Annotated in this window: 19 protein-coding genes and 1 pseudogene; 13 read left to right on the forward strand and 7 right to left on the reverse strand. The window is 64.1% G+C overall.

Going from position 1 to position 18,637, the window contains the following annotated elements:
* The 4 genes from AC1P6P_RS16695 to AC1P6P_RS16710 all read right to left on the reverse strand — a co-directional run.
* Window positions 1-193, reverse strand: a 193-nt coding sequence (locus AC1P6P_RS16695; RefSeq protein WP_481403577.1) for a chemotaxis protein CheW, incomplete at its 3' end; no start/stop codon positions are given.
* A gap of 4 nt (window positions 194-197) precedes the next feature.
* Window positions 198-2,117, reverse strand: coding sequence for a chemotaxis protein CheA (locus AC1P6P_RS16700; RefSeq protein WP_481403578.1), 1,920 nt, complete (start codon window positions 2,115-2,117; stop codon window positions 198-200).
* A complete protein-coding gene (locus AC1P6P_RS16705) occupies window positions 2,114-2,482 on the reverse strand; it encodes a response regulator (RefSeq protein WP_481403609.1) in 369 nt (122 codons plus the stop codon). The genes AC1P6P_RS16700 and AC1P6P_RS16705 overlap by 4 nt, the downstream gene beginning before the upstream one ends.
* Window positions 2,479-2,775: an STAS domain-containing protein gene (locus AC1P6P_RS16710; RefSeq protein ID WP_481403579.1), complete on the reverse strand. Its 297-nt coding sequence runs from the start codon at window positions 2,773-2,775 to the stop codon at window positions 2,479-2,481. The genes AC1P6P_RS16705 and AC1P6P_RS16710 overlap by 4 nt, the downstream gene beginning before the upstream one ends.
* A 419-nt stretch (window positions 2,776-3,194) precedes the next feature.
* Here AC1P6P_RS16710 and AC1P6P_RS16715 point away from each other — a divergent pair, with 419 nt between their 5' ends.
* Both AC1P6P_RS16715 and AC1P6P_RS16720 read left to right on the forward strand, forming a co-directional pair.
* Complete coding sequence (locus tag AC1P6P_RS16715; RefSeq protein WP_481403580.1) at window positions 3,195-3,512, forward strand: helix-turn-helix domain-containing protein; 318 nt, start codon at window positions 3,195-3,197, stop codon at window positions 3,510-3,512.
* Window positions 3,513-3,573: 61 nt separating this feature from the next.
* Window positions 3,574-3,972 (forward strand): winged helix-turn-helix transcriptional regulator, encoded by a 399-nt coding sequence (locus AC1P6P_RS16720; protein ID WP_481403581.1) that lies wholly within the window; start codon window positions 3,574-3,576, stop codon window positions 3,970-3,972.
* A gap of 7 nt (window positions 3,973-3,979) precedes the next feature.
* Here the strand turns inward: AC1P6P_RS16720 and AC1P6P_RS16725 are convergent, their stop codons facing one another.
* A complete protein-coding gene (locus tag AC1P6P_RS16725) occupies window positions 3,980-4,390 on the reverse strand; it encodes a winged helix-turn-helix transcriptional regulator (RefSeq protein WP_481403582.1) in 411 nt (136 codons plus the stop codon).
* Between the two features lie 197 nt (window positions 4,391-4,587).
* Between AC1P6P_RS16725 and AC1P6P_RS16730 the strand changes: the two genes are divergently transcribed.
* The gene (locus tag AC1P6P_RS16730) at window positions 4,588-5,553 is read left to right on the forward strand and encodes a helix-turn-helix domain-containing protein (protein ID WP_481403583.1); all 966 of its coding nucleotides are present in this window, start codon (window positions 4,588-4,590) and stop codon (window positions 5,551-5,553) included.
* A gap of 27 nt (window positions 5,554-5,580) precedes the next feature.
* On the opposite strand, the gene AC1P6P_RS16735 is transcribed toward AC1P6P_RS16730, so the two are convergent.
* Window positions 5,581-6,768, reverse strand: a complete 1,188-nt coding sequence (locus AC1P6P_RS16735; protein ID WP_481403584.1) for a molybdopterin molybdotransferase MoeA — start codon at window positions 6,766-6,768, stop codon at window positions 5,581-5,583.
* Complete coding sequence (locus AC1P6P_RS16740; protein ID WP_481403585.1) at window positions 6,765-7,466, reverse strand: Crp/Fnr family transcriptional regulator; 702 nt, start codon at window positions 7,464-7,466, stop codon at window positions 6,765-6,767. Before AC1P6P_RS16740 ends, AC1P6P_RS16735 begins: the two co-directional genes overlap by 4 nt.
* Before the next feature lie 242 nt (window positions 7,467-7,708).
* On the opposite strand from AC1P6P_RS16740, the pseudogene AC1P6P_RS16745 reads away from it, so the two are divergent.
* The 10 genes and pseudogenes from AC1P6P_RS16745 to AC1P6P_RS16790 all read left to right on the forward strand — a co-directional run.
* Window positions 7,709-9,103, forward strand: a pseudogene (locus tag AC1P6P_RS16745) (NarK family nitrate/nitrite MFS transporter); the annotation flags it as partial.
* A complete protein-coding gene (locus AC1P6P_RS16750; RefSeq protein WP_481403586.1) occupies window positions 9,100-12,816 on the forward strand; it encodes a nitrate reductase subunit alpha in 3,717 nt (1,238 codons plus the stop codon). The pseudogene AC1P6P_RS16745 and the gene AC1P6P_RS16750, both read left to right, overlap by 4 nt.
* Window positions 12,816-14,324 carry a nitrate reductase subunit beta gene (narH, locus tag AC1P6P_RS16755; protein WP_481403587.1) on the forward strand — a complete coding sequence of 503 codons (1,509 nt, stop codon included), beginning with the start codon at window positions 12,816-12,818 and terminating at the stop codon, window positions 14,322-14,324. The genes AC1P6P_RS16750 and narH overlap by 1 nt, the downstream gene beginning before the upstream one ends.
* Before the next feature lies 1 nt (window position 14,325).
* Entirely contained in the window at window positions 14,326-14,994 is a 669-nt protein-coding gene (gene narJ, locus AC1P6P_RS16760) for a nitrate reductase molybdenum cofactor assembly chaperone (protein ID WP_481403588.1), read from the forward strand.
* A complete protein-coding gene (narI, locus tag AC1P6P_RS16765; protein ID WP_481403589.1) occupies window positions 14,994-15,683 on the forward strand; it encodes a respiratory nitrate reductase subunit gamma in 690 nt (229 codons plus the stop codon). Before narJ ends, narI begins: the two co-directional genes overlap by 1 nt.
* A gap of 4 nt (window positions 15,684-15,687) precedes the next feature.
* Complete coding sequence (gene mobA, locus AC1P6P_RS16770) at window positions 15,688-16,308, forward strand: molybdenum cofactor guanylyltransferase (RefSeq protein WP_481403590.1); 621 nt, start codon at window positions 15,688-15,690, stop codon at window positions 16,306-16,308.
* Complete coding sequence (gene mobB, locus AC1P6P_RS16775) at window positions 16,289-16,852, forward strand: molybdopterin-guanine dinucleotide biosynthesis protein B (RefSeq protein ID WP_481403591.1); 564 nt, start codon at window positions 16,289-16,291, stop codon at window positions 16,850-16,852. The genes mobA and mobB overlap by 20 nt, the downstream gene beginning before the upstream one ends.
* A 10-nt stretch (window positions 16,853-16,862) precedes the next feature.
* Window positions 16,863-17,882, forward strand: a complete 1,020-nt coding sequence (moaA, locus tag AC1P6P_RS16780; RefSeq protein ID WP_481403592.1) for a GTP 3',8-cyclase MoaA — start codon at window positions 16,863-16,865, stop codon at window positions 17,880-17,882.
* A 2-nt stretch (window positions 17,883-17,884) separates the two neighbouring features.
* Window positions 17,885-18,136, forward strand: coding sequence for a MoaD/ThiS family protein (locus tag AC1P6P_RS16785; RefSeq protein WP_481403593.1), 252 nt, complete (start codon window positions 17,885-17,887; stop codon window positions 18,134-18,136).
* Window position 18,137: 1 nt separating this feature from the next.
* Window positions 18,138-18,587, forward strand: a complete 450-nt coding sequence (locus tag AC1P6P_RS16790; protein ID WP_481403594.1) for a molybdenum cofactor biosynthesis protein MoaE — start codon at window positions 18,138-18,140, stop codon at window positions 18,585-18,587.
* Window positions 18,588-18,637 lie beyond the last annotated feature (50 nt).

An 18,637-nucleotide genomic window follows, 5' to 3' on the forward strand; every position in this document is an offset into this window, starting at 1 on the left:
GAATGACGCTGCCGCGGAAATTGATCACGCTGCCCGCGATCGGGGCCGAGCCGGGCACGGCGGTTTCGGGCAGCCGATCGAGGATTTCGCACACCAGATTGGCCTCAAGCGCGAATGTCTCGCCACCAAGATCGAAGGTCAGAACCTTGATCTGTCCGTCGTCGTCCCAGAGTATTTCGCTATCTTTGGTCATGGCGTCAGCCGGCTGCGCGCAGCCGGTCCTCCGGTTGCTGGCCGGCGGCCACCAGATGGGGCACGTCGAGGATGAGCGCGACACCGCCGTCGCCGAGAATGGTGGCACCCGAGAAGGTGCCGATGCCGGCGTGGAAGCGCGACAGCGGCTTGATCACGGTCTGGTGGTCACCCAGGATCTGGTCGACGACGAGGCCGACCCGTTCGCTGCCGGTCGAAACCACCACGATCTTCTGGTAGCGATCCGGCGGCGTGGCGGTGGCGAAAAGCTCGCGCAGCCGGATGAACGGCACCAACTGGCCGCGCAGCGTCAGGAAGGAACGCCCCTGGCTGCGCTGATCCTGGTCGCTGGTCAGTTCGACGCATTCCTCTACGGAGGCGAGCGGAATGACGTAGCGGCCTTGTCCGACGCGCACCAGAAGCCCGTCGATGATGGCGAGCGTCAGCGGGATGCGCAGGTCGATCATCGATCCGGCGCCGGGGATCGACGACAGCTCGATGGTGCCGCGCAGGGATTCGATGGTGCGCTTGACCACATCCATGCCGACGCCGCGCCCGGACAGGTTTGAGACCTTCGCCGCAGTGGAAAATCCGGGCTTGAGGATCAGCTGATAGACGTCGTGGTCGCTGAGCGGCGCGCCGGGGGCGATCAGGCCGTTTTCTTCGGCCTTGGCGCGGACGCGGGCGCGATCGATGCCGCGGCCGTCGTCGCCGACGGTGATCACGACTTCGGTGCCGGCCTGGCGCGCCGAAAGCTGGATGCGCCCGGTCGTCGGCTTGCCCGCGGCCTTGCGTTCGGCAGGGCTTTCGAGCCCGTGATCGGCGGAGTTGCGGATCAGGTGGATCAAGGGATCGGCGAGGCGTTCGATCACCGTCTTGTCGAGTTCGGTGGTCTCGCCGTCGGTGACGAATTCGATGTCCTTGCCGGTCTCGCGTGCCAGATCGTGGATCAGGCGGCGGAAACGCCCGAACAGCTGGCTGATCGGCACCATGCGCACGACCATCATGGAATCGCGCAGCATCGAGGCAAGGCGCTCGATTTCCTCGGCGACCGAACGCAGATTGGTGTCGGTGGTGCCGGCCGAGACCTGCTGCAGCCGCGACTGGGCGATCATCAGTTCGCCGACCTGATCGAGCAGCTCGTCGAGCCTTGTCGCCGGCACGCGCACGGTTTCCGCCGCCATCGGAATGCGGGATTCGAACTTTTCGGCCGGCTCGTCGGCACTAACCTTAACCGCAGCGGCCGGCGCCGCCTCGGCGATCTCCTCGATCTTCAGCACCATGTCGTCGATCACGAACAGGAACACCTCTTCGATCACCGAGCGCGGCTGGCTGGTGAGGAGACGGACGTCCCAGGCGAGATGGCATTCGGTCGGCATCAGCGCCGGCAACTCGGGAATGGCCTCGGTCACCGCGACGATCTCGGCCTCGCCGAGGGCGCGCAACTCGTCGAGCAGCGCCAGCGGCCGCGTGCCGTTGACGAGGCAGTCGACGGGCAGCGCGAAGCTGATGCGCCAAGCCGTGGAGGAGGTCACGCGTGGGGGGGGTGCTGTCTCCACGTCCATGGCTTGGCGCAATCCGGCGAGCAGGGCTTCGCCGCCCTCGGCGCGCGCGTCGGGGCGTTCTGCCAGGGCGCGCATGTGATCGAGGGCCGCCAGCACCGCGCCGATCAGGCGGGGCGTGGCTGCGACCTCGCCTTTGCGGACGCGATCGAACGCGGTCTCGCAATGATGGGTAAAGTCGGCCAGGGCCTGATAGCCGAACATCGCGCCTGAGCCCTTCAGGGTGTGCAGGGCGCGAAAAACGGTGGCGACGAGTTCACCGTCGCCGGGGCGGTTCTCGAGATCGAGCAGGCCCTGTTCGAGGGTTTCGAGCAGTTCCTGGGACTCGGTGCGGAAAACGTTCTGGGGATCGGTGGTGCTCATCGCGCCAATACCTTCTGAACGACGCGGACGAGCTGCTCGGCGTTGAACGGCTTGGTGATCCAGCCGGTGGCGCCGGCGGTCTTGGCCTCGCGCTTGGCGGCGTCGGTGTTTTCGGTGGTGAGGAAAAGGATCGGCACGCCGGCGTAGGCCGGCAGCTTGCGCAGCTCGCGGATCATCACGAGCCCATCCATGTTGGGCATGTTGAGGTCCGTTATAATAAGGTCGAAGCGGGTGTGGGTGGCGCTGGCCAGCCCTTCGACGCCATCGCCGGCGCCGCTGACCTCGAAACCGGCACCGCTGAGCGTGATCTTGACCGCCTGGCGGATCGAGGCGGAGTCATCGACCGAAAGGATCGCGGCCATCAGCCGTTCTCCCGGCCAAGCCAGAAGCCGCGATCGTCGGGCCGGACCAGAAAACCGCCGCGTTCGAGTACGTCGGCCAGGTCGCCATCGGCGGGCTGCTGCAGCGACAGGGATTTTCCGGTGGCGGCAGCGTGGCGGCGGGCGGCTTCGATCGTCTGCACCAGCGTGACATCGGGGTCGCTGACAGTGGCAAGATCGACGACGACGGCATCAGCGCGCGTCAGAGCATCCAGCAAGCGCCGATGAATGGCGGTGATCGCGCGGATGTCACCTGGACCGGTGAGTTCGACCGGCATTGCCCCAACTCGACCCATAACGGCCTCCCCCGATGCGCGACCGAGCGCGCTTGGTTTGCTAAAGCCGGCGTACCGTAAATGTGGGAATTCAACCGCGGCTTACACGGCAGAAACCGGTGATAGCTGCGAAACGCGTTTGCCCGTCGTGGGCACAGGACAGATTGTCACGAACAAACAGGTTATCGAGCGAGGGCTGGTTCGTTTCGTCTACAACAAAACAATGTCACCCCATCACTGGTTCAGCAGGCTGGGCGTGTACAACCTCTGAATTCGACGGGTGCGCGACATTCAGCGTCGCATCGATATCACGCTTGTTTGTTCCGGTCGGCCCCAAAACATCTGTACTGTTGGCGCGCACTGGCTAAGCGACCATCTGTCGATTGCAACGGGCGGCGGACGAATTGGGGACATTCCAATCCATGAAGGCGCAATTGCCGAAAAAGGCGAACGAGATCGACCGCGAGATCGGACTGCGATTGCGCAAATGGCGCCTGGCACAAGGCATGGAAGCGGGTGAGCTGGCCGACCGTCTGGGCGTGACTTATCAACAGCTGCGCAAATACGAGAAGGGCATGACCAGGCTGGCGGCGTCGCGTCTCTACGAAGTTGCCCAGACCTTGAATGTGCCGATCCATTGGTTTTTCCGCGAACCCGGCCTGGACGGCGAAGAGCCCTCACAATCGGCCATCATCGCATGCGATGCGACGCCAAAGCCCCGCATGGCGCGCAGCCGGTGACGTACCCTCGACAGCGAGACGCCACCGCGACGTGCGTTGCTGTAACCCTGCCGTGATGACCATGGACTGCACCAGCCCGCCCCCGATCCGTCCCGATGTGTCCACCGCGATTTTCGGGCCGTGTGCGACGCATTGGCTGATCCGCCAGATGAAGGACCGGTGGGCGCTGCCCGTGCTCAGCGCCCTGCGGGTGTCGCCGCGCCGCTTCTCCGAGTTGCGCGAGGAGCTTCAGCCGGTGTCGCCGCGGATGCTGGGGCGGACCTTGCGCAAGCTGATCCAGATCGGGTTCGTGAAACGGACGGCAACCGGAATGCCGACGCAGACCCGCTACGAACTGACTGAACTGGGTCGTTCAGTTGCGCCGCCCTTCGCCCGTCTGTTGTTCTGGACGCGGCACAATGTCGAGCGCGTCGAGGCCGCAAAGGCCGGTAATGCCAGCCGGCGAGACCGTGAAACCTGAGGCGCGGTCAGCCGAGTTCGGCGATGCGATCGAACTCGGCCAGCGCCGGGTCCGCCGCATTGGCGATGTAGGCCGCCACGATGGCGGGGGCGTTGGCGTTCATCCAGTCGAACAGATCCTTGATGTGTTCGAGCAGCGAGCGCCCGAGCGACGTCAGCCGGTAGGTGTTCTGAAGCGCCGGGGTGTCGGCTTCTTCGCGAACGATGAGGCCGTTGCTCTCGAGCTTTTTCAGCGACAGGATCAGCATGCGCTCGGAAATCGGCGCCAGCGCCTTGCGGAATTGCGAGAAGCGCAAGGGCCCGACATGCATGGCGCCCAACACCGGCAACGTCCATTTGTCACCGAAATGCTCGAGGAACCAGCGCGCCGGACATTCGTCAACTCTGCCCGCAATGCGATTGGGGCATGTGCTGCACAAAAACTGATCCGTTTCGAGACTGGCGCAAATCATCGCATTCCAAAGCCGGGTTTCGAATTATATCGGTTATACGTACTGAGATTCCGGGAATTTGGAAGGACTGCGGGGGTGGGTTCTCGCAAACTGCTTATACTTCTCGCTAATGGCATATCGGCGCATGGGGTCGTTCCGGCGCCAGGCATCGGTCGGGATCGGCCATGACCATCCCGGAGCGCAACGAGCAGGGCGGCGACCTCGACAATTTTGCGGAGGCTTATGGCCGGTTCCTTCCGGGTGCCAAGGTGGTGCCGCCGACCGATCGCAAATCATTCCGCTGGTCCGGCCAGCATATGATGGCCAAGGGCCGGTCGCTGTGGCGCGCCCGCCTGAACGGCAATCTCACCACCCAGGCGATTTGTGACAAAAGTTTGTTCGGCTTGATCGTGCCGCGGTCGGGTGGTGTCCAGACCACCGTGCGCCGGCGCAAGGTGATGGCAACCCCGGGGCAGATTCTGATCCTGCATTGTCCCGAGGTGCGCGATTTCGAGGCGCTGTGTGCCGACGGCGAACATGCCCGCACGACGATGAACTGGCATGTGCCCGATTGGCAGGGCGTGTTCGCCTCGCTCTACGAGGATAATCCGGAAAAGTGTCTCGACTTCGATTCCGTACTCGATTTCGGCGAAAAGCGGAGGGCGGTGTTTTTCCGCCTGCTCGATGCCGTGATCCACGACATGGCCGGCCCGCTGCCCGATCTTGGCTTGGCGTCGGTGCTGATGAACGAAGCGCTGCTGCGGCTGGTGTTCGAGAAGGCCAACATCGACTACGGCATCACCGGGGCGCGGGCGCGCGAAAAGGCGTTGCCGCGGCATGTGCGGCTGGCGATCGAGTACATGCGCGCCAATATCGGCCAACCGATCGCGATCCGCGATGTCGCGGTGGCATGTCGCGTTACCGTCCGCACGCTTGAGACGGCGTTCCGCGCCCATCTCGCGACCACGCCGCTGGCTTATCTGCGGCACATCCGGCTCGAGGCGGTCCACCATGAGCTGGCAAGCGGCGGCGCTGCCCTGCCGATCTCCGCCATCGCCCGCTGCTGGGGCTTCGTCGACATGGGACGTTTCTCGGCGCGCTACCGTCAGGCGTTCGGCGAGCTGCCATCGGAAACCCTGCGCCGGCGGTGACGTCTGGCGATCTGTCGCCCCGCCCGCCTAGAAGCGCAACACCCTGACCGGAGACCCCGCCTCGTTTCGACCGGCACCGGGTGGGCGGGAGATCAGGTAGTCGCTCGCCGCCAGGGCTTTTTGCGCGCCGGAATCCTGATCGCGCAGCGGCTCAACCGCGGCGCCGTCGGACTTGGCGCGCAGGAAGGTATGGCGATCGCCGCCGGCGTCGAGCGGGGTGAGGCAGGGCAGGGTGCTCCACGCCCAGGCCGTCGCCGTATCGTGGCCCGCCAAGCCGGTGAGGAGCGGCGCCAGGAACAGGCGTGCGGTGACAAGCGCCGACGTCGGATTGCCGGGCAGGCCGACAACGAAGGTCGTGCCGATCCTGCCCAGCCACACCGGTTTGCCGGGACGGATCGCGACCTTGGAAAAGACGAGCTGCAGATCGTGGCCCCCAAACATCGCCTTGGCGAAATCCTTTTCGCCCACCGAGGCACCGCCGGTCACCACCACGACATCGGCATCCGCGAGGGCTTCCGACGCGGCCTGCTGCAACCGGTCAAGATCGTCGCCACAGATCCGGGTGCCGGTGACACGGCCGTGCCAGCGCCGGGCCAGGGCCGCGAGTGCGACGGTGAGGCTATCGGGAATGTGATGCGGCGCAGTGCTCGCCAGCCCAGGAGGTTTCAACTCGTCGCCATTGGCGAGGATGAAAACGCGCGGCAGCCCGATGACGCTGACGCTCGCCCGATCGGCGGCGGCCACGGCGACCAGGCGCTGCGGATTGAGCGGCGCGCCGGCAGCAACCAGCACATCGCCGACGGCAAAGTCGGAGCCCGCCGCACGAATGTGGCGCGCCTTGCCGAGCGGTTGGTGGAAGCGGGCGCGCGCGTCCTCGGCAAACACATCTTCCTGGATGATGACGCGGTCGGCTCCGGGCGGAATGGCGGCGCCGGTGAACACGCGCACGCAGCTCGCGGGGGCGATCGGGCCCGGCACGCCGCCGCCGGCAAATGATTTTGCGCCGACCGGCAAGGTGACCGGCAGTGTCGTCAAATCCGCCTCGCGCACGGCATAGCCATCCATCGCCGAGACTGCGAACGGCGGCGAATTGCGGTTGGCAACCACCGGCGCGGCGAGAATCCGGTCGTCGGCCTCGTCGAGGCGCACGGTTTCGGCCGCAAGCGGCGTGGCCAGATCGGCAACCTGCCGGGCGGCGTCTTCGAAGCTGATCATGGCGATACCCGCCGCGCCGGCGCCGCCTCCTGGTTGGCGAAGGCGGTGAGCCGGTCGAACGAGCGGATTTTCACCACGCCGCCGTCGGTGGTCACGCCGATGTTCCGCAACTTGCGAAGCGCGCGCGACAGCGTTTCCGGCGTCATGCCCAGAAGCGTGGCGAGATCGCGTTTGGAGCCCGGCAGCGTGAACTGGGTCGTTCCTTTGGCTTGCGGCGCGTGATCGAGGAAATAGCGGGCGACGCGCGAATCCGCGTCTTCGGTTTTCAGGCGCTTCAGTTGGTGCATTAGGAGCCGCCAGTGCGACGCCAGCAGGCGGGCCTGCGAAGCTGCAAACGTCGCCTCCTGCCCGAGAAGCTGGCGATAGTCCTTGGCGGCGATCAGCAGCGCCAGCACGTCGGTCGTGGCGCGGCCGGTGACCATGTAGGGCAGCTCGAGCAGGGCCGGCGGGATGAGGACGATTTCGCCCGGCCCCATGAAATCGGCGATGGTCGAATCGTCGCCGTTGCCGCTGTTCAGCGCCACGCGACCCTCGACAAGCGCATATACGTAGTGGGCCGTGTCGCCCTCGCGAAACAGGATCGAGCCTTGCCCGATGCGCTGGAAACCGGCGATTTCGGCGAGGCGCCGCCGCAATGCGAGCGGCAGGCCGGCGAAAGCCGGAATGGCGTCAATGCCCTTGAAGACGTCGTTCGTCATGGTCTCCCCTGCGACAACAGGTATAATACATACTTCTATTCGGACTTGATATCTATCAAGCATAGCCTTGTGATAAAACAGGAGCTGTGCGGCATGAAGTCCAACGTCTCCGGTCCGGTCCCTCTGGCGGCCCCCGCACGGGCGTTTCGCGCGCCCCGGGCCGCAGGGGCGCGACCCATCCTGCCGCCAAAAAGCCATTCCCGAAACACTTGCTCAAGGAGGCCGTGACCATGGCGCCGAAACTGATTGACGATTGGCGGCCCGACGACGCGGCGTTCTGGAACGCCAGCGGCAAGGCGGTAGCGAACCGCAATTTGTGGCTGTCCATTCCGGCGTTGCTGCTGTCGTTTGCCGTCTGGATGGTGTGGTCGGTAGTGGTCGCCAAGCTGCCGTCGGTCGGTTTCGCCTACAGCACCGACCAGTTGTTCTGGCTGGCGGCATTGCCCGGCGTATCGGGCGCGGCGCTGCGCATCGTCTACAGTTTCATGGTGCCGGTGTTCGGCGGCCGGTTGTGGACGACGTTGACGACCGCCTCGCTCTTGATCCCGGCGGTCGGCATCGGGCTGGCGGTGCAAAGTCCGGCGACGCCCTATTGGATCATGCTGGTGCTCGCCTTGTTGTGCGGCTTCGGCGGCGGCAATTTCGCCTCGTCGATGGCGAACATCTCGTTCTTCTACCCGAAACGGAAAAAGGGCAACGCGCTTGCGCTCAATGCCGGGCTCGGCAATCTCGGCGTCAGCGTCGTGCAATTCGCCGTGCCGCTCGTCATCACCGTCAGCCTGTTTGGAGCGCTGGGCGGCGCGCCGCACGCCACCGGCGGCAAGCTGTTTCTGCAGAATGCCGGCTACGTCTGGGTTCCGTTCATTGTCGTCAGTGCTCTGGCCTCATGGTTCGGCATGAACGATCTGTCGACCGCCAAGGCTTCGTTCGCCGATCAGGCGGTGATCTTCAAGCGCCCGCACAACTGGATCATGTGCTGGCTTTATACCGGCACGTTCGGCTCCTTCATCGGCTATTCCGCGGCCTTTCCGCTGCTCACCCACACCCAGTTTCCGAGCGTCAACGTGCTGCAGCTCGCCTTTCTGGGACCGCTGGTCGGCGCACTTTCGCGCTCGCTGACCGGCTGGCTCGCCGACAAGTACGGCGGCGCCAAGGTCACGCTTGCGGTGTTCGTGTTGATGATGCTGGGCACGATCGGCGTGGTCTACTTCCTCGGCAGCAAGAACTTCGACGGATTCTTCGCCAGCTTCATGCTGCTGTTCTTCGCCTCGGGCGTCGGCAATGCCTCCACCTTCCAGATGATCCCGGCGATCATGCGCAAGGAAATCGTCCGGCTGGAACCGCAGTTGCCGGCGGATCGCCAGATCAAGCAGGCGGAAAAAGAAAGCGCTGCGATCACCGGCTTTACCTCCGCCATCGCAGCATTCGGCGCTTTCTTCATCCCGAAGAGTTTCGGCTATTCGATCGCGGCGACGGGCGGCGCGGAAGCGGCGCTGTACGCCTTCCTGGTGTTCTATCTCTCGTGTCTCGTCGTCACCTGGTGGGTTTATGCGCGGCCCGGCGGGCTTCTGTTCGACGTTGAAGACACAGCCAGACGCAGCAGCACCAACGCTGTGGAAGTGGGGCCGCAACCATGAGCCATTTGCTCGATCGCCTGACATTCTTCAAGAAGTACGACGGCACCTTCTCCGATGGCCACGGCGTGACCACCAAGGAGGACCGCTCCTGGGAAAACGCCTATCGCCAGCGCTGGAGCCACGACAAGATCGTGCGCTCGACCCATGGCGTGAATTGCACCGGCTCGTGCTCGTGGAAGATCTACGTCAAGGGCGGCATCGTCACCTGGGAAACCCAGCAGACCGATTATCCGCGCACGCGGCCCGGCCTGCCCAATCACGAGCCGCGCGGCTGCGCCCGCGGTGCGTCGTACTCCTGGTATCTCTACAGCGCCAACCGTCTCAAGCATCCGATGATCCGCGGGCCGCTGGTGCGGCTGTGGCGGGAGGCGCGCAAGACCAAGGCCCCCGTCGCTGCCTGGGCCTCCATTGTCGAGACCGCCGATAAGCGCAAAGCCTATACGTCGCGCCGCGGTCTTGGCGGGTTCATTCGCGTCAAATGGGACGAGGCGAACGAGATCATCGCCGCCGCCAACGCCTACACGATCAAGAAATACGGCCCCGACCGCATCGCCGGTTTTTCGCCCATTCCGGCGATGTCGATGGTGTCGTATGCGGCCGGCACACGCTACCTCTCCCTCCTGGGGGGCGTGTGCCTTTCCTTCTACGACTGGTATTGCGACTTGCCGCCGTCGTCGCCGCAGACCTGGGGCGAGCAGACCGACGTGCCCGAGAGCGCCGATTGGTATAATGCCGGCTTCCTGCTGCTGTGGGGCTCGAATGTGCCGCAGACCCGCACGCCCGATGCCCACTTCTATACCGAGGCGCGCTATCGCGGGGCCAAGAGCGTCGTGATCTCGCCCGACTATTCGGAAGCGGCGAAATTCGGCGATCTATGGCTGCATCCCAAGCAGGGCACCGACAGTGCGCTGGCGATGGCGTTCGGCCACGTCATCCTCAAGGAATTCCACATCGACCGCCAGGTGCCGTATTTCACCGACTACTGCCGCCGCTACAGCGACATGCCTTTCCTGGTGCGGATCGTCCAAAAGGACGGCCGCTTCGTGCCCGAGCGGCTGTTGCGCGCCAGCGATTTCGACGGCGGTCTCGGCGAGAGCAACAATCCCGATTGGAAGACCGTCGCCTTCGATCGAAGCGGCGCGGTGGTCGTGCCCAACGGCTCGATCGGCTTTCGCTGGGGCGAAAAAGGCAAGTGGAACCTGGAACAGAAGGCGGGTGGCGCGGAAACGCCGCTGACGCTGTCGGCCCTCGACTCGCGCGACGACGTTCTGCCGGTCGCGTTTCCGTATTTCGGCGGTCGTCATCACGACTATTTCACCGGCACCGGCCACGACGAAGTGTTGCCGCGCCATGTGCCGGTGAAGAAGCTGAGGCTTGCCGATGGCGAAGCCTATGTCACCACCGTGTTCGACCTTCTGTGTGCGAACTATGGCGTCGATCGCGGCCTCGGCGGCGGCAATGTCGCCAGCTCGTTCGATGACGATGTGCCGTATACGCCGGCCTGGCAGGAGAAAATCACAGGCGTGCCGCGCAGCCAAGTGATCGCCACCGCGCGCGCCTTCGCCAAAAATGCCGAAAAGACCGACGGAAAATCGATGGTCATTCTCGGCGCCGGTATCAATCATTGGTACCACATGGACATGAACTACCGCGGTATCATCAACATGCTGGTGATGTGCGGTTGCGTCGGCCAGGAAGGCGGTGGCTGGTCGCATTATGTCGGCCAGGAAAAGCTCCGGCCGCAGACCGGCTGGACGCCGCTGGCATTTGCGCTCGATTGGGCCCGGCCGCCGCGCCATATGAACGCGACCTCGTATTGGTATGCGCACAGCGACCAGTGGCGTTATGAAACGCTCGCGGTCGACGAAATCCTGTCGCCGCTTGCCAGCAAAAAGGAATGGTCCGGCAGCCTGATCGATTTCAATGTCCGCGCCGAGCGCATGGGCTGGCTGCCGTCGGCGCCGCAACTCGAGACCAATCCGCTCGAGGTGGCGCGCGCGGCGGAGGCGGCGGGCAAGGATGCAAAGGATTATGTCCGTGATGGGCTCGCCTCCGGCGACTTGAAGCTGTCGTGTCTCGATCCCGACAATCCGGCCAACTGGCCGCGCAACCTGTTCGTCTGGCGCTCCAACATCCTCGGCTCGAGCGGCAAGGGGCATGAGTATTTCCTCAAGCACCTGCTCGGCACCACGCATGGCGTGCAAGGCAAGGATCTTGGCGAAACCGGCGAGCAGAAGCCCGAAGAGGTCGTCTGGCACGACGATGCGCCGGAAGGAAAGCTCGATCTCGTCGTGACGCTTGATTTCCGCATGTCGACGACGTGTGTCTACTCCGACATCGTGCTGCCGACCGCGAGCTGGTACGAGAAGAACGACCTCAACACCTCCGACATGCATCCCTTCATTCATCCGCTGTCGGCCGCGGTCGATCCGGTGTGGGAAAGCCGCAGCGATTGGGAAATCTACAAGGGTCTCGCCAAGACATTCTCGGCCGTTGCGCCGGAAGTGCTCGGCAAAGAGAAAGACGTCGTGCTGGTGCCGCTGCAGCATGACACGCCGGGTGAATTGGGACAGGCGATGGGTGTCAAGGATTGGGGCCGCGGCGACGGCGCGCCCTTGCCCGGCAAGACGATGGCGAGCATCGCCGTGGTCGAGCGCGATTATCCCAATGTCTACGCACGGTTCACGGCGCTCGGTCCGTTGCTGACCGCGATCGGCAACGGCGGCAAAGGCATTGCCTGGAAGACCGAGCATGAGGTCGATCTCATCGGCAAGCTGAACGGCACCGTTGCGCAAGGCCCCGCCAAGGGACTGCCGCGCATCGAAACCGACATCGATGCCACCGAGGTGATCCTGTCGCTGGCACCGGAAACCAATGGCGAAGTGGCGGTCCGCGCCTGGGGGGCGTTGGGCGATATCACGGGGCGCGATCACACCCATCTCGCCGAAGCCAAGGAAGACGAGAAGATCCGCTATCGCGATATCCAGGCCCAGCCGCGGAAGATCATCTCATCGCCGACCTGGTCGGGCATCGAATCCGAGAAGGTCTGTTACAACGCCGGCTATACCAACGTGCATGAGCTGATCCCCTGGCGCACGATCACCGGGCGGCAGCAACTGTTCCAGGATCACCCCTGGATGACGGCCTTCGGCGAGCAGCTGGTCGTCTATCGTCCACCGATCGATACCAAGACCATCAAGCCGATCATCGACGTCAAGGAGAATGGGCAGAAGCAGGTCGTGCTCAACTTCATTACGCCGCATCAGAAGTGGGGCATTCACTCCACTTACACCGACAATCTGTTGATGCTGACCCTGTCGCGTGGCGGACCGATCGTGTGGATGAGCGAGATTGATGCCAGGAAAGCCGATATCGTCGATAACGATTGGATCGAAGCCTACAACGCCAATGGTGCATTGGTGGCGCGCGCGGTGGTTTCGCAGCGCGTGCCCGAGGGCATGGTGATGATGTACCACGCCCAGGAGAAGATCGTGAATGTGCCGGGATCGGACGTGACGGGCACGCGCGGCGGCATCCACAATTCGGTAACCCGGACGGTCTTGAAGCCGACCCACATGATCGGCGGCTATGCCCAGCAGAGCTACGGCTTCAACTATTACGGAACCGTCGGGTCCAATCGCGACGAGTTCGTCATCGTGCGCAAAGTGACGAAGGTCGACTGGATGGAAGAAACAGCGGTGGAGGCCGTGTGATGAAGATACGTGCCCAAATCGCGATGGTGCTGAACCTCGACAAGTGCATCGGCTGCCACACCTGCAGCGTGACCTGCAAGAATGTGTGGACGTCGCGCGAAGGCGTCGAATACGCCTGGTTCAACAATGTCGAATCCAAGCCCGGCGTCGGTTTTCCGAAGGAATGGGAAAACCAGGAGAAGTGGAACGGCGGCTGGGAACTCGACGCGCAGGGACAGCTCAAGCCCAAGATGGGCGGCAAGCTGAAGGTGTTGTCGAAGATTTTCGCCAATCCCGACCTGCCGCAGATCGACGACTACTACGAGCCCTTCACCTTCGATTACGAGCATCTGCAGCAGGCGCCGGCGTCCAAATCGATGCCGACGGCGCGGCCGCGCTCACTGATCACGGGCGAACGCATGGAGAAAATCGAAGGCGGCCCCAATTGGGAGGAAATCCTCGGCGGCGAATTCGCCAAGCGCTCCAAGGATGCCAATTTCGAAGGCATCGAAAAGGCGATTCAGGGCGAATTCGAAAACACCTTTATGATGTACCTGCCGCGCCTGTGCGAGCATTGCCTCAATCCGGCCTGCGCCGCGGTGTGCCCGTCGGGCGCCATCTACAAGCGCGAAGAAGACGGCGTCGTTCTGATCGATCAGGACAAGTGCCGCGGCTGGCGCATGTGCGTTTCCGGCTGTCCCTACAAGAAAATCTATTACAACTGGCAATCGGGCAAATCGGAAAAGTGCACCCTGTGCTATCCGCGTCTGGAAGCCGGACTGCCGACGGTGTGTTCGGAGACCTGCGTCGGGCGCATCCGCTATCTCGGCGTGGTGCTCTACGACGCCGATCGCATTGCGGAAGCCGCGTCGGCGCCGGACGAGGGTGATCTTTACGAGTCCCAGCTCTCGGTTTTCCTTGATCCCAATGATCCGGCAGTGCAGGCGCAGGCAGAGGCCGATGGCGTGCCTATGGCGTGGATCGAATCCGCCAAGAAGTCGCCGGTGTGGAAGCTGGCGATGGAATGGAAAGTGGCGTTTCCGCTGCATCCCGAATACCGCACGCTGCCGATGGTATGGTACGTGCCGCCGCTGTCGCCGATCCAATCGGCCGCCGCACGCGGCGAAATCGATATCGAGAACGATCTTCCCGACGTGCGGTCGTTGCGCATTCCGGTGAAGTATCTTGCCAACCTGCTCACCGCCGGCAAGGAAGAGCCGGTCCTCCACGCGCTCGAACGCATGCTGGCGATGCGGGCCTATATGCGCAGCAAGACCGTCGATGGTGCGGCCGACGCCGGCGTGGCCGAGCGGGTCGGTCTGACGCCGGAGGCGATCGAAGAGATGTACCGCTATATGGCGATCGCCAATTACGAGGACCGCTTCGTCATTCCGACCTCGCATCGCGAACTGACCGAAGATGCCTACGATTTGCGCGGCTCGTGCGGCTTCACCTTCGGCGACGGCTGTTCGGGCGGCGCCAGGAAAGGCCCGGCGACGGTGTTCACGACGTCGCGGAAAGGGGGCTGAGATGGTGTCGCTCTACAAAATTATCAGCGCGCTCTTAAGCTACCCCACCGACGACTTGCAGCGCGGTGCAGCGGAAATCGCCGGCATCATGCTGCAATCGGATGGCTTGTCGGCGGAAACCCGTCGCGCGCTGGTCGGCTTGGCGCTTGATCTCAGCGGCCGCGATCTGATCGAGGCGCAGGAACGCTATGTCGATTTGTTCGATCGTTCGCGCTCGCTGTCGCTGCATCTGTTCGAACACGTCTACGGTGAATCGCGCGATCGTGGCCAGGCGATGGTCGACCTGCGCGAGCGCTATCGCGCTGCCGGGCTCGATATCGCCAGCAACGAGCTGCCCGATTATCTGCCGCTGCTGCTCGAATACCTTTCGCAGCGGCCTGAGGAGGAAGCCCGGCACTTGCTCGGGGAGGCCGCCCATGTGCTGCGCGCGATGCAGGAGCGGCTCAGCGAACGCGGCAGCGTGTATGCGCCGATCTTTGCCGCGCTCGAGGAATTGGGTCAGCGCGAACCACAAGCGGAAGAGCTTGAGGCGATGCGCCGCGCCAGCCTCGACGATCCGTCCGATCTGGCGGCGCTGGACCGCGTCTGGCAGGAAACCGAAGTGCAATTTGGCCCTGGCGGCTTTGACGAAACCGGATGCCCCGCGGCACGTCCGGCAGCGAGGGTGTGATGACCAGCATCAACACGTTTTTCTTCGGCCTTTATCCCTATCTGTGCCTGACCGTGTTCGTGGTCGGCAGCCTTTATCGCTTTGAGCGCGGCCAATACACCTGGCGCAGCCAGTCGAGCCAGTTGTTGCGCCGCCGCGAACTGCTGTGGGGTTCCAACCTGTTTCACCTCGGCATCCTTACCATCCTCGGGGGCCATTTCGTCGGCTTGCTGACGCCGGTGGTGGTGTGGGAAACGCTCGGCATCTCGCATACCTTCAAGCAGCTGATGGCGATGAGCGTCGGCGGCATTGCGGGCGTGTTCTGCCTCATCGGCCTGCTATTGTTGTTGCACCGGCGCGTGTTCGATTCCCGTATCCGCAAGACCTCGTCGTTCAGCGACATTGCGGTGTTGTTTCTGCTGCTCGCCCAGCTGCTGTTGGGGCTTTGCACCGTCGCGGTTTCCGCCCATCATCTCGACGGAGCCGAAATGGTGAAGCTGATGAACTGGGCCCAGCACATCGTGACCTTCCGCGCCGGCGCCGCCGATTACATTGCCGACGTGTCGATCATCTTCAAACTGCACATCGTGCTCGGCCTCGGCATCTTTTTGGTGTTTCCCTTCACCCGCTTCGTCCACCTGTTGAGTGCGCCGATCTGGTATATCGGCCGCCAGGGCTATCAAATCGTCCGCGTGCGGCGGAGCCGGTGAGCCGATGGCGGAGCGCGGCACAACGCTGGGCGTGATCCTCGCCGCGGGGGCGTCGAAGCGTTTCGGCAGCAACAAGGCATTGGCCGATCTGGGCGGCAAATCCATCCTCGCACATGTCGCCGCCCGCGCCGTCGCGCAGGTCGATGCCTTGGTTTTGAATGCCGCCGACGATGCCGCCGCAACCGGTCTGACCGTCGTGCCGGATCGCGTGCCCGGCGAAGGCCCGCTCGGCGGCTGGCTGGCGGGACTGCATTGGGCGAGGGCGCACGGCTTCACGGCGATGGCGACGTTCGCCTGCGATACGCCGCATTTTCCGTCCGATACGGTTGCGCGCCTTGGCGCGGCGATGGCCGGCGGCACCGATTGCGTCATGGCGCGGCACGATGGCCAGGTGCATCACACCTTTGCGATGGTGCGCACCGCGTGTCTCGACCGGCTCGAGGAAGCGTATGCCAGCGGCATGCGCCGTTTGCGGGCGGTCGGCGGCATCCTGTGCTGTGCGCTGCCGGACTTTTCCGATTGCCGCGACGGACCGAACGGCGACGCTTTTTTCAACATCAACACCCCGGAAGACCTCAAGGTGTTCGAGCACTGGTGGCAGGACGATGGACGCACGCTTCGCTAAGGTGGTCGGCATTGTCGGCTGGAAGAATTCGGGCAAGACCACGCTGGTCGAAAGACTGGTGTCCGAACTGACCGCGCGGGGCGTTCGCGTTTCCACGGTCAAGCACGCCCATCACGATTTCGACATCGATCATCCGGGTAAGGACAGCTACCGCCATCGCATCGCGGGGGCGCACGAGGTCATTGTCGCGTCGGCGCAGCGCTGGGCCCTGATTCATGAAAGCCGGGAAGCGCCGGAACCCTCGTTGGCCGAACTCGTCGCGCATCTGGCGCCGTGCGATCTGGTGCTGGTCGAGGGGTTCAAATTCGGCCCGCATCGCAAGATCGAGGTCCGCCGCAGCGATGCCTGCGGCCCCTTGATGGCCGATGGCGATGAGACGGTGGTGGCGGTGGCAACCGACGATCCCGCCCTGGCCGGCGGGCACCGGTTCCTGCCGCTCGAAGCCGTGGCGGAGATCGCCGATGTCGTGCTTTCGCTCGTTGCGCCGCGCCCTGCAAAAAAGAGGAATGACGAGTGCCTGTTAACGGTTCGCGGGATGGGTTAGGGTCGCGGTCATGTCGTTGGAACTCCTGAACGTGGTGCCCTTGATCGACGGCTTCGGCCGGCTGGTGGATTACCTTCGCGTCTCGGTCACCGATCGCTGCAATCTGCGCTGCACCTATTGCATGCGCGAGGCGATGCAGTTCCTGCCGCGGAAGGAATTGCTGACGCTCGAGGAACTCGACCGCCTCTGTTTGGTTTTCATTCGCCGCGGCGTCAAGCGTTTGCGCTTGACCGGTGGTGAGCCGCTGGTGCGCAAGGGCATCCTCGATCTCGTTCGCAGCCTGTCGCGGCACCTCAAATCCGGTGCGCTCGACGAACTGACCCTGACCACCAACGGCGTGCTGCTGAAGGAGGCCGCCGAGAGTTTGGCCGCGGCGGGCGTGCGTCGCATCAACGTCTCGCTCGACAGTCTGGACCGTGCCACCTTCGCCCGCATCGCCCGCGCCGATCAGCTGTACGAAGTCATGGAAGGCATCGCCGCGGCCAAGGCGGCGGGCTTGCAGGTCAAGATCAACACGGTGGCGCTGAAGCACGACAACGTCGGCGAAATTCCCGATCTGATCGCTTGGGCGCATGCGCGCGCCATCGACATCACCCTGATCGAAACCATGCCGCTGGGCGAAATCGACGAAGACCGCACCGACCAGTTCGTCTCGCTGCAACAGGTCCGCCACGAGCTTGAATCCTATTGGACGCTGACCGACATTGCCGATCGGACCGGCGGGCCGGCGCGCTATGTGCGGGTGGGCGAAACCGGCGGCAAGCTCGGCTTCATCACGCCGCTCAGCCATAATTTCTGCGATAGCTGTCGGCGCGTACGCGTGACCTGCACCGGCACCCTATATATGTGTGTCGGTCATGCGGCGTCGGTCGATTTGCGGGCGCCGCTGCGTCGCAGCGAGGGCGATGTCGCGCTGAACGCCGCCATCGACGCCGCGCTCGCCGCCAAGCCGAGGGCGCACAGTTTCGCGTTGCCGGTGCGGGGCGCAGCGCCCGCGGTGCAACGGCATATGTCGGTAACGGGCGGGTGAGCATGGTCAAGCTGGTGTTCCTGGGCAAGTTCCGTGGTCTGGCGCGCGATGATATCGCCGCCGATCTGCCGGCCTCGGTCGCCACGCTGGCGGATTTGAAAGCGTGGATCGCGCAGCGCGATCCGGCGTTGGGCGAAGCGATTGCGGCAACCTGCACGCAGATCGTGCGCAATCATGAAATCGCGCGCGATATGGCGTGCGCCATCGCCGCCGGCGACGAGATCGCGTTTCTGCCGCCGATGAGCGGGGGCTGAGATGGAGATCCGTCTTGCCGCCGCGCCATTTGATCCGCACGCTGAGGAAGCGGCGTTTGCCGCCGGCCGCAAGGACATCGGCGCCATCGTGAGCTTCACCGGCATCTGTCGCGAGCGCACCGGCGGGCAGGGCGTCGAAACGCTGTTTCTCGACCACTATCCCGGCTTCACCGAGCAGCAGATTGCCCGCATCGCCGCCGCCATCGCCGCGCGCTGTGCCTGTCCGGATATCAAGGTGATCCACCGCGTCGGGTGTCTCGTCCCGGGCGAGCCGATCGTGCAGGTCGTGGCCCTGTCGGAGCACCGCGAAAATGCCTTCGAGGCCGTGCGCCTCCTGATGGATTACCTCAAGACTGATGCGCCGTTGTGGAAGCGCGAGACCGGCCCCGACGGACCGCGTTGGATCGAACCGCGCGCCGCCGATGTCGCCCGCCGGGCCGAAGCGCTATGAACGGCGGCGCTTTGTAGGCGTGTGCGGTGGCTTCACCGCAACGATGTCGT

The organism is Rhizomicrobium sp. (genome assembly GCF_056722145.1).